Origin of the sequence: Pseudomonas sp. NPDC087185, from assembly GCF_044744955.1 — a bacterium.
Lineage (GTDB): Bacteria > Pseudomonadota > Gammaproteobacteria > Pseudomonadales > Pseudomonadaceae > Aquipseudomonas.
Genome location: NZ_JBIUZK010000001.1, coordinates 1091039 through 1102079 on the forward strand (window position 1 = coordinate 1091039; position 11041 = coordinate 1102079).

9 protein-coding genes and 2 rRNA genes are annotated in these 11041 nt (G+C 62.1%); 1 reads left to right on the plus strand and 10 read right to left on the minus strand.

Translation table 11 applies throughout. The annotated features are described in order from the left end of the window. Window position 1: 1 nt before the first annotated feature. From fkpB to murJ, 5 genes are all read right to left on the minus strand, one after another. A complete protein-coding gene (gene fkpB, locus ACIPIJ_RS05215) occupies window positions 2-439 on the minus strand; it encodes an FKBP-type peptidyl-prolyl cis-trans isomerase (RefSeq protein WP_012270371.1) in 438 nt (145 codons plus the stop codon). Beyond that, window positions 432-947, minus strand: a complete 516-nt coding sequence (gene lspA / locus ACIPIJ_RS05220; protein ID WP_401073358.1) for a signal peptidase II — start codon at window positions 945-947, stop codon at window positions 432-434. Before lspA ends, fkpB begins: the two co-directional genes overlap by 8 nt. Continuing rightward, window positions 940-3771: an isoleucine--tRNA ligase gene (gene ileS / locus ACIPIJ_RS05225; protein ID WP_401073360.1), complete on the minus strand. Its 2832-nt coding sequence runs from the start codon at window positions 3769-3771 to the stop codon at window positions 940-942. Before ileS ends, lspA begins: the two co-directional genes overlap by 8 nt. Then, complete coding sequence (gene ribF, locus ACIPIJ_RS05230; protein WP_401073363.1) at window positions 3768-4718, minus strand: bifunctional riboflavin kinase/FAD synthetase; 951 nt, start codon at window positions 4716-4718, stop codon at window positions 3768-3770. The genes ileS and ribF overlap by 4 nt, the downstream gene beginning before the upstream one ends. Before the next feature lie 118 nt (window positions 4719-4836). Further along, window positions 4837-6375 (minus strand): murein biosynthesis integral membrane protein MurJ, encoded by a 1539-nt coding sequence (gene murJ, locus ACIPIJ_RS05235; protein WP_401073366.1) that lies wholly within the window; start codon window positions 6373-6375, stop codon window positions 4837-4839. A gap of 250 nt (window positions 6376-6625) precedes the next feature. Here murJ and rpsT point away from each other — a divergent pair, with 250 nt between their 5' ends. Beyond that, complete coding sequence (gene rpsT, locus ACIPIJ_RS05240) at window positions 6626-6904, plus strand: 30S ribosomal protein S20 (protein WP_003247625.1); 279 nt, start codon at window positions 6626-6628, stop codon at window positions 6902-6904. 117 nt (window positions 6905-7021) lie between these two features. Here the strand turns inward: rpsT and ACIPIJ_RS05245 are convergent, their stop codons facing one another. From ACIPIJ_RS05245 to ACIPIJ_RS05265, 5 genes are all read right to left on the minus strand, one after another. Further along, a complete protein-coding gene (locus ACIPIJ_RS05245; RefSeq protein WP_401073368.1) occupies window positions 7022-9322 on the minus strand; it encodes an MlaD family protein in 2301 nt (766 codons plus the stop codon). Further along, window positions 9315-9938 (minus strand): paraquat-inducible protein A, encoded by a 624-nt coding sequence (locus ACIPIJ_RS05250; RefSeq protein WP_401073371.1) that lies wholly within the window; start codon window positions 9936-9938, stop codon window positions 9315-9317. Before ACIPIJ_RS05250 ends, ACIPIJ_RS05245 begins: the two co-directional genes overlap by 8 nt. Then, window positions 9925-10584 (minus strand): paraquat-inducible protein A, encoded by a 660-nt coding sequence (locus ACIPIJ_RS05255; RefSeq protein ID WP_401073374.1) that lies wholly within the window; start codon window positions 10582-10584, stop codon window positions 9925-9927. The genes ACIPIJ_RS05250 and ACIPIJ_RS05255 overlap by 14 nt, the downstream gene beginning before the upstream one ends. Before the next feature lie 134 nt (window positions 10585-10718). Beyond that, window positions 10719-10834, minus strand: a 5S ribosomal RNA gene (gene rrf, locus ACIPIJ_RS05260). A gap of 134 nt (window positions 10835-10968) precedes the next feature. Next, window positions 10969-11041: ribosomal RNA gene (locus ACIPIJ_RS05265) — 23S ribosomal RNA — on the minus strand; the annotation flags it as partial.

Here is an 11041-nt window from a genome sequence, read left to right on the forward strand (position 1 = left end):
CTTACAGGGCCTTCACCTCGAGGATCTCCACCTCGAAGGTCAGGGTCTTGCCAGCCAATGGGTGATTGAAGTCGATGGTCACCTGGTCGTCATCGAACGCTTTGACCACACCCGGCAGCTCGGTGTTGGCGGCATCGTTGAAGATGATCAGCAGCCCTTCGGACAGTTCCATGCCCTCGAAGTTGGACCTGGGCATGACTTGCACGTTCTGCGGGTTGGGCTGGCCGAAGGCATTCTCCGGAGCGACCACCACCGTGCGCTTGTCACCGGCCTTGAAGCCGAACAGCGCGGACTCGAAGCCTGGCAGCAGGTTGCCGTCGCCGACCTTGAAGGTGGCAGGGGCCTTGTCGAACGTGCTGTCGACGGTGTCGCCGTTTTCCAGGTGCAGCGCGAAGTGCAGGGTGACTTCGGTGTTCTGGCCGATACGGGTGTCAGTCATGGGCCGGCTCCTCGGACTTCTTGCTCTTGAACATGTCCAGCGCCAGCATCACCGCACCAACGGTGATGGCGCTGTCGGCCAGGTTGAAGGCCGGGAAGTGATGAATATTCTTCCAGTGCACCAGGATGAAATCGACCACGTGGCCCAGCACGATGCGGTCGTACAGGTTGCCCAGCGCGCCGCCCAGCACCAACGCCAGCGCGACCGCCAGCCAGGTCTCGTTGCGCCCCAGGCGCTTGAGCCAGACCACCAGCACACCGCTGACCACCACGGCGATCAGGGCGAACAGCCAGCGCTGCCAGCCGGAGCTGTCGGCCAGGAAGCTGAACGCCGCGCCGGTGTTGTAGGCCAGGGTCCAGCTGAAGTAGTCAGGGATGACCACGATCTGCTGGTACATGCTCAGGGCATTGTTGAAATACAGCTTGCTGGCCTGGTCGAGGACCAGGACCAGCAGGCTGAGCCAGAGCCAGCCAAGGCGCCCGAAGCGCCCAGCAGCAGGGTTAGGCATAGTGGCGCACCTCACCGGAGCCCGACAGGTTATCAACGCAACGGCTGCAGATTTCCGGGTGCTCCGGGTGGCTGCCGACGTCGGCGCGGAAGTGCCAGCAACGGCCGCACTTGGCGTGGCCGGACTTGACCACTTGCAGCTTGAGACCTTCGACTTCGGTGGCCACGGCTTCGGCCGGCGCCTGGGCGAACGGTACCACGCTGGCAGCGGAGGTAATCAGCACGAAGCGCAGCTCGTCGCCCAGCTTGGCCAGGTCAGCGCTCAGGCCTTCCTCGGCGAACAGGGTCACTTCGGCCTGCAGGTTACCGCCGATGACCTTGGCGGTACGCTGGTTTTCCAGCTCCTTGTTCACCGCAGCCTTCACAGCCATCACACGGTCCCAGTAGGCGCGGTCAAGCTCGATGCCTTCCGGCAGCTCGCTCAGGCCCTGGTACCAGCCGTTGAGCATCACCGACTCGTTGCGCTCGCCCGGCAGGTACTGCCAGATTTCGTCGGCAGTGAAGGCCAGGATCGGCGCAATCCAGCGCACCAGCGCCTCGCTGATGTGGTACAGCGCGGTCTGGCAGGAACGGCGGGCGACACTGTTGGCGCCGGTGGTGTACTGGCGGTCCTTGATAATGTCGAGGTAGAAGCCGCCCAGCTCCTGCACGCAGAAGTTGTGGATCTTCGAGTAGACGTTCCAGAAACGGTATTCACCGTAGTGCTCTTCCAGCTCGCGCTGCAGCAGCAGGGCACGGTCCACCGCCCAGCGGTCCAGGGCCAGCATGTCCTCTGGGGCCAGCAGGTCACGGGCCGGGTCGAAGCCGGACAGGTTGGAGAGCAGGAAGCGCGCGGTGTTGCGGATACGCCGGTAGGCGTCGGCACTGCGCTGCAGGATCTGCTCGGAAACCGCCATTTCACCGGAGTAGTCGGTGGCCGAAACCCACAGGCGCAGGATGTCGGCACCCAGGGTGTTGTTGACCTTCTCCGGCTCGATGGTGTTACCCAACGACTTGGACATCTTGCGGCCGTTCTCGTCCACGGTGAAGCCGTGGGTCAGCAGCTCGCGGTACGGCGCGTGGTTGTCGATGGCGCAACCGGTGAGCAACGACGAGTGGAACCAGCCGCGGTGCTGGTCGGAGCCTTCGAGGTACAGGTCGGCGACCGGGCCGGTGCCGTGGCCGATGCCGTGCGAGCCGCGCAGCACGTGCCAGTGGGTGGTACCGGAGTCGAACCACACGTCCAGGGTGTCGGTGATCTTGTCGTACTGGCCCGCTTCGTCACCGAGCAGTTCGGTGGCGTCCAGCTTGAACCAGGCTTCGATGCCTTCTTGCTCGACACGCTTGGCCACGGCTTCCATCAGCTCGACGGTGCGCGGGTGCAGCTCGCCGGTCTGCTTGTGCAGGAAGAATGGGATCGGCACGCCCCAGTTGCGCTGACGCGAGATGCACCAGTCCGGGCGGTTGGCGATCATCGAATGCAGGCGCGCCTGGCCCCAGGCCGGTACGAACTTGGTGTCTTCGATGGCCTTGAGCGCGCGTTCACGCAGCGGCTCGCCGGTGCTTGGCTGCTTGTCCATGCCGACGAACCACTGCGCGGTGGCGCGGTAGATCAGCGGGGTCTTGTGGCGCCAGCAGTGCATGTAGCTGTGGCTGATGGTTTCGGTGTGCATCAGCGCACCGGCTTCGCTCAGCTTCTCGACGATGGCCGGGTTGGCCTTCCAGATGAACTGGCCGCCAAAGAACTCCAGCGACTCGACGTACACGCCGTTGCTCTGCACCGGAGTGAGGATGTCGTCGTTGACCATGCCATAGCGCTTGCAGGTGACGAAGTCGTCTTCACCGTAGGCAGGCGCAGAGTGAACCACACCGGTACCGGCGCCCAGCTCGACGTAGTCGGCCAGGTAGATCGGCGACAGGCGGTCGTAGAACGGGTGGCGGAAGTTGATCAGCTCCAGGGCCGAACCTTGGGCGGTAGCGATGATCGAGCCTTCCAGGTTGTAGCGCTTGAGGCACGACTCGACCAGCTCTTCGGCCAGCACCAGCAGACGCTCGCCGGTATCGACCAGGGCGTACTTGAACTCCGGATGGATGTTCAGCGCCTGGTTGGCGGGGATGGTCCAGGCGGTGGTGGTCCAGATCACGATGGCGGCAGGCTTGGCCAGCGAGGCCAGGCCGAATGCGGCGGCCAGCTTGTCGGCATCGGCGACCGGGAAGGCCACGTCGATGGTCTGCGACTTCTTGTCGGCGTACTCGACTTCGGCTTCGGCCAGGGCCGAGCCGCAATCGAAGCACCAGTTCACAGGCTTGAGGCCCTTGAACACGAAGCCTTGCTTGACCATTTCGGCCAGGGCGCGGATTTCACCGGCCTCGTTGGCGAAGTTCATGGTCTTGTACGGGTTGTCCCAGTCACCCAGCACACCCAGGCGGATGAACTCGGTCTTCTGCCCTTCGATCTGCTCGGCAGCGTACTCGCGGCACAGCTCGCGGGTGCGGTCGGCGGTCAGGTGCTTGCCATGGGTGACCTCGACCTTGTGCTCGATCGGCAGGCCGTGGCAGTCCCAACCCGGCACATACGGTGCGTCGAAGCCCGACAGGGTTTTGGAGCGGACGATCATGTCCTTGAGAATCTTGTTCAGCGCATGACCGATGTGAATCTTGCCGTTGGCATAGGGCGGGCCGTCGTGCAGGACGAACTTAGGACGATCCTTGCCAATTTCGCGCAGCTTCTGGTACAGGCCAATGCTGTCCCAGCGCTGCAGGATCTGCGGTTCGCGCTGAGGCAGGCCGGCCTTCATGGGGAAGGCGGTGTCCGGAAGGTTAAGCGTGGCTTTGTAGTCGGTCATTTCAGGCTCTTCGTTAGCGGTTGAGCGTGCCAATGTGCACGTGCGGCGGCGATATCCGCATCGATCGCCGACTTCAGCGCCTCCAGGGAGGCGAATCGCTGCTCTTCACGCAGCTTGTGGTGGAATTCCACCGTCAGGCGCCGGCCATACAGATCGCCGGCATAATCCAGTAGATGAATCTCGAGGTGCGGGCGGCCGTCACCGGCCACGGTAGGGCGTACCCCGATGTTGCCGACACCCGGCCAGGCCTTGCCGTCGATCTCGATACTGGCCAGGTAAACCCCGGACAGCGGCACGCGGCGGCGCTTGAGCTGGATGTTGGCGGTGGGCGTGCCGAGCTGGCGGGCCAGCTTCTGGCCGTGCAGGACACGCCCGGTGATGCGGTATGGGCGGCCCAGCAAATGCTCGGCAAGCTCGAAGTTGCCTTCGGATAACGCCTTGCGCACCTCGGTGCTGCTGACCCGCAAGCCGTCCTGGATCACCGTGTTGGCAGCCTCGACGGTGAAGCCATACTGCTTGCCGGCTTCGATCAGGAAGGTGAAATCGCCAGCGCGGTCGCAACCGAAGCGGAAGTCGTCGCCCACTTCAAGGTGGCGTACGCCCAGGCCGTCGACCAGGATCGCCTTGACGAATTCATCCGCGCTGAGCTTGCTCAGGCGCTGGTTGAAGGCCAGGCACAGCACCCGGTCGATGCCTTCGGCGGCCAGCAACTCGACCTTGTCACGCAGGCGCGCCAGGCGAGCCGGTGCGGTGTCCGGGGCGAAGTATTCGCGTGGCTGCGGCTCGAAGATCACCACGCAGGTCGGCAGGCCAAGCGCCTGGCCGCGCTCGCGCAGGCGCGCCAGGATCGCCTGGTGGCCGCGGTGAACCCCGTCGAAGTTGCCAATGGTGGCGACACAGCCCCGGTGCTCGGGGCGCAGGTTGTGAAGACCTCGAACCAGCTGCATAACGCGCTTCTTGCTCATAAAGTGGCCGATTATAACCACACCCGGGCGCTGGTGACAGGCAGCAGCGCCCGGGGGCGGCGTGGAAGATGAAAAACCGACGCCTGACCCGCCGTCGCCCTTAGTGCAGGGCGTTGCGGGCGAAGTGCCGAGGCCTGAAGCCGCACAGGTACAGGCAACCGAAATACGTCACGATACCGGCCGCGATCAAGGCCCCCAGGCGCATGAAGCGCTCGAACATGTTGCCTTGTTCCCAGGCTGGCAGGTAGTGCATGCCCACCAGCAGTACCGCCACCATCAAGGTCACCGCCAACACCAGCTTGAGCAGGAACAGCGCCCAGCCCGGCTGCGGCTGGAACAGCTGCTTGCTGCGCAGCTTCCAGAACAGCAGGCCGGCATTGAGGCAAGCGCCCAGGCTGATTGCCAGGGCCAGGCCCGCGTGCTGCAGCGGCCCGACCAGGGCCAGGTTGAACAGCTGGGTGCAGACCAGGGTGAAAATCGCGATGCGCACGGGTGTACGGATATTCTGCTGCGCATAGAAGCCCGGTGCCAGCACCTTGACCAGAATGATCGCCAGCAGGCCTACCGAATACGCAATCAGTGCGCGCTGGGTCATTGCTGCGTCGAAAGCGCTGAACTTGCCGTACTGGAACAGCGCGACGGTCAGTGGCTCGGCGAGGATTGCCAGGGCCAGGGTGCATGGCAGCACCAGCAGGAAACACAGGCGCAGGCCCCAGTCGAGAATCCGCGAATACTCTTCGCGGTCTTTGTTGGCGTAGGTCTTGGCCAGGGTCGGCAGCAGGATGGTGCCCAACGCCACGCCGAGCACGCCCGAGGGCAGCTCCATGAGGCGGTCGGCGTAATACATCCACGACACCGAGCCGGCCACCAGGAAAGAGGCAAAGATGGTGTTGATGATCAGCGAAATCTGGCTGACCGAGACGCCGAGGATGGCTGGCAGCATTTGCTTGAGCACGCGCCAAACGCCACTGTCACGCAGGTTCAGCCGTGGCAGCACGAGCATGCCGATCTTCTTCAGCGCCGGCAGCTGGTACAGCAACTGTGCCAGGCCGCCGGCCAGCACGCCCCAGGCCAGCGCCATGATGGGCGGGTCGAAGTACGGCGTGAGCAGCACGGCGAAGATGATCATCGCCACGTTGAGCAGGGTCGGCGTGAAGGCCGGGACCGAGAAGCGGTTCCAGGTATTGAGGATCGCGCCGGCCAGGGACGACAGCGAGATCAGCAATATATAAGGAAAGGTCACCCGCAACAGGTCGGTGGTCAGCTGGTATTTCTCGGTGCTGTCGACAAAGCCCGGCGCGGTGGCCCAGACCACCCAGGGCGCGGCGAAGATGCCGATCACCGTGACCAGGGCCAGGACCAGCGTGAGCAGGCCACTGACATAGGCGATGAAGGTGCGCGTCGCCTCCTCGCCTTGCTGGGTCTTGTATTCGGCCAGGATCGGCACGAACGCCTGGGAAAAAGCCCCCTCGGCAAAGATCCGCCGCAGCAGGTTGGGCAGCTTGAAGGCGATGAAGAAGGCGTCGGTGGCGATGCCGGCACCGAAAACACGGGCCAGGATGGTGTCACGCACGAAGCCCAGCACCCGGGAAACCATGGTGATGGAGCTGACTGCAGCCAGGGATTTGAGCAGGTTCATCGAAAAGATTCACGCCAAGGGCAGAGGACGCTGCCAGACAGCGTCCGAATGTGCGATACTCCCGCGCCTTCGCAGGGGAGCCAAAAATTCCCGAGTTTACAGGTCGTGCAGCAGAAAGGAATATTTCCCTCCTGTTGGTGCGCCGCTCGGCGGAACCCTGCAGGTGGCCTTGACATCCGGTCAACTGATCGGCATGATTCGCGGCCTATTTTGTTTGCTATTTACCTAAAGTCTTTCGAGGAGCTCGACGGTGGCCAACACACCTTCCGCCAAGAAACGTGCAAAACAGGCTGAGAAGCGTCGCAGCCACAACGCCAGCCTGCGTTCCATGGTCCGCACCTACATCAAGAATGTAGTTAAAGCCATCGACGCAAAAGACGCCGAAAAAGCGCAAGCCGCTTACGTTCTGGCTGTACCCGTAATCGACCGTATGGCCGACAAAGGTATCATCCACAAGAACAAAGCTGCTCGCCACAAAGGCCGTCTGAATGGCCACATCAAGGCGCTGAAAGAAGCTGCAGCCGCCTAAGCGACGCTTTAGTCGAAAAAACCGACCCTAGGGTCGGTTTTTTTATGCCTGCACTTTGTGCAACGAGCATGCATGAACAAAAAAAGCAGGGCTGCGCCTGGCAGCCCTGCTCCAGCATCACTTGGCGATCTGGATCTTCGGCGCCCACTGCAGCCAGGCATCCTCCGGCTTGTCGAACAAGGCAAAGGTCTGCTGCGGCCGCGCCGGGTTGCCCATCTGCTCGCCGTCAGGCGTGGCGAACGCGATGCCGCCATCGATAAGCGTTTCCAGCGATTCGGTACGCACGGTGGCACCCTTGAACAGGCCCCAGTCGAAACCGAAACCGCTGCTGTTCCAGAACCGGCTGCCGCCACGCACAAGCGCGGCATAGCGCGGCTCGATCAGGATGTGGATCAGTACCCGGTCTGCCGTCTGGCCCAGCTCGAAGCCGGTCACCTTGCCCACCGCGACTTCACGGTAAGTCACCGGCACGCCAGGCTTGATCGAACCCCGGCGCGGGGCGCTGAGGGTCAGTGGCAGGCCGACTTCCTCACCTTTGACCTCAGGCACATCGGCCAGGGCGATGAAGTCGCGCTGCGGGCCTTTGTCCTTCACCGCAGGCTGCACCTCCAGGTATTGCCCGCCAATCAGCGTATCGAGGTTCTCGGTACGCACCAGGCCGAGCGCCGGCTTGACCACCCAGAACTGCGTCCCTGCCCGCGCAATGCGGTCTGCCGATTCCGTGATGCGAGCACGCAACAGCACCGCCTGCAGGTCCTTGGTCAGGTCGACGCTTTCAATGCTGCCCACATCCAGGCCGCGGAAACGGATGGGCGTGCCCGGCTTGAGGCCATCGGCACGGTCCACACGAATGGTGATCAGGGTACCGGCACGGTTTACCGCCTCCTGGCTGTCATGCAGGCGGAAGCGCGGAATATGGCGTTTGAGTGCCACATTCGGTGTTGGCGTATCAAAGGCGATACCACCGGCCATCAGGGTCTGCAGCGATTCACTCTTGATCTTGATACCGGAGAGGCCGCCCGTGAGCGTGATGCCACTGACGTTCCAGAAGCGCGAGGAGCCGTTGACCAGCTTCTCGTACTCTTTTTCGATGTGCACACCAATCAGGATGCGGTTGCTGTTGCGGGCGAACTGGTAGCTCTGCACGCTGCCCACCTTGACCTGGCGGTACATCACCGGGCTACCGACCTCCAGCGAACCGAGGGTATCGGCGAACAGCACCATGTGCAGGCCAGGCGCCTTGAGATCCAGCGGCGGCGCCTTGGCCCTTGCTTCAAATTCGCGTTGCGGCGTGGCGCCCTTCTCACCCGGACGGATGGCTATGTAGTTGCCTTTGACCAGGGCTTCCAGGCCGGTGATACCTGCCAGGGAAATCGAAGGCTTGACCACCCAGAACTGCGTACCGTCGACCAGGTAGTCTTCGGTCAGCGGGTCCAGGGTCAGCTCAGCCATGGCGCTGCCGAGGTTGTCTTCCATCTTCAGGGCTTTCAGCGAACCGACCTGAATGCCTTTGTACATGACCGGCGTGCGCCCGGCCTGCAGGCCCTCGTAGTCGCTCAACTTGACCTTGACGCGGATACCCGCCTGGGCGGCGTCGAAGTCTTCATACAGGCGGAATGGCAGGCTCGGGTCAGTGGGCGGGCTGTCCTTGCGGTACTCCGGCGTGGCAAAGGCGATGCCCCCGGCAACGATGCTGGACAACGACTCGCTGCGCACCTTGACCCCGGACAGGCCGGCATCGATGCTGATGCCACTGGCGTTCCAGAAACGCGTGTGCTTGCGCACCAGGCTGGCGTAGGCCGGCTCGATGAACACTTTGACCTCTACTGTGCTCTGGTCTTCGGAGAGGCGATAGCTCTTCACCCGACCCACCTGGATCTGCTTGTAGAACACCGGGCTGTCGCGGTTGAGCGAACCCAGGCGCTCGGCCTTGAGAATCAGGTGCAGCCCAGGCTCGCTGTCAGATAACGGCGGTGCCACCTTCAGGGCAGTGAAGCGCTTGGTTCGCTCCCCTTCACCGGGGCTGACGGCAATGTAGTTGCCTGACACCAGTGTCTCGAGGCCAGTGATACCCGCCAGGGTGACACTCGGCTTGACCAGCCAGAAGCGCGTGCCCTTGGTCAGGTGCGGCTCTGCGGCCTTGTTCATCTCGATGGTGGCGATGACGCCCTGGTTTTCCCCCTGGGCATCGAGCACCAGGCTCTTGACCTTACCGACCGGCATGCCTTTGTAGATCACTTCGGTCTTGTTGGCGACGATACCCTCACCGCTTTCGAAACGGACCTCGATTTCCACACCGGCATCGCGATAGGCCTGCCAGGCCAGCCAGCCGCCGATCATCAGCGCGATCAGCGGCAGGATCCAGATGGCCGACCAATTGGAGGCTGGGCGGGTTTTAGCCGTTGGCATGTCACTCATGGTCGTCATCCGACTCCGTGTTATCCCAGATCAGACGGGGATCGAAAGTTAAAGCAGCGAGCATCGTGAGAATCACCACAGTAGCGAAGGCGACAGCGCCCAGGTTGGCTTCGACACTGGCGATACGGCCGAAATTCACCACCGCCACCAGGATGGCAATGACGAAGATATCCAGCATGGACCAGCGCCCTATGAATTCGATGAAGCGGTACATGAGGATCCGTTGCCGCGCCGACAACGGCTGGCGGCGCTGGACCGAATACAGCAGCAGGCCGATGCCCACCAGCTTGAAGGTGGGCACGAGGATACTGGCGATGAACACCACGGCCGCGATGGGCACCATGCCGTGCTGGAGCAGGGTGATGACACCCGACATGATAGTGTCCGGGCTGCCCTGCCCCAGCGTACTGACGGTCATGATCGGCAGCAGGTTGGCCGGGATGTACAGAATCGAGGCGGCAATCAGCAGCGCCCAGGTGCGCAGGATGCTGTTGGGGCGCCGCGCATGCACGATGGCACCACAGCGCGTACAGGCCTGCGAGGCACCGTCAGGCGCTTGTCGATTCAGTTCATGACACTCATTGCAGACCCGGATGCCTGCATCAATCGCCCGCATGGAGATCCTCCCCCGACAACGCGCTCCAGATCTGGTGGGGCGACATCACCACTTCAAGCCATACTTGGACCAGCAGCAGGCTGATGAAACAGAACAACCCCAGCCCAACGGTCAGCTCGGCCAGGTCGACCAGCTTGACGATCGCCACCAGCACGCCCATGAAGTAGACCTCGAGCATGCCCCAGTCGCGCACGTGGTGATAGATGCGGTAGAACAGCAGGCCGAAGCTGCGCCCTGTGTTGAGACGGATGCTCAGCAATACCACCAGCTGGCACATCAGCTTGAGGAACGGAATGGCCATGCTGCAGAGGAATACCACGACGGCCACGCCGCGCATTTCCGAGTTGTACAAGCCCACCACCCCACTCCACACCGTATCGTCGGAAGTCTGGCCAAGCAGATGCAACTGCATGATGGGCAGGAAGTTGGCTGGCACGAATAGCAGCAGTGCAGTCAGCACCAGGGCAAGGCTGCGATTCACCACATTATGCCGGTGAGCGTACAGCTCATAGCCACAGCGCGGGCATTGGGCTTTTTCGTCATGCTGCAGTTTCGGCTTGCGCATCAGCAGGTCGCACTCGTGGCAGGCGACCAGTTCGTCCAGCGGCAACTGCTCTAACGCTTGGGTTTCGACTGGGTTGGGCATCTCGAGGTTCTGAATAGGTACGTCGGCTCTATTCTAGTGTTCCAGCTCGAAATGTGGGAGCCGACTTTCCGGCTAAGAAGCTGAAAAGACAAAACCCCTACCTGCATGCGCAGATAGGGGTTTTGCGAAATGAATCTTGACGATGACCTACTCTCACATGGGGAAACCCCACACTACCATCGGCGATGCATCGTTTCACTACTGAGTTCGGGATGGGATCAGGTGGTTCCAATGCTCTATGGTCGTCAAGAAATTCTGTAGCCAGAATGTCCAGATGGACAGCCCAGCGAATTCGGATATGTGATTTTGTGATGTGCGTTCGAACTTTCGGTTCGTTTCGTCTTCACCACCGCAATTCGCGCTAGCAAATTGCTTGGGTGTTATATGGTCAAGCCTCACGGGCAATTAGTATTGGTTAGCTCAACGCCTCACAGCGCTTACACACCCAACCTATCAA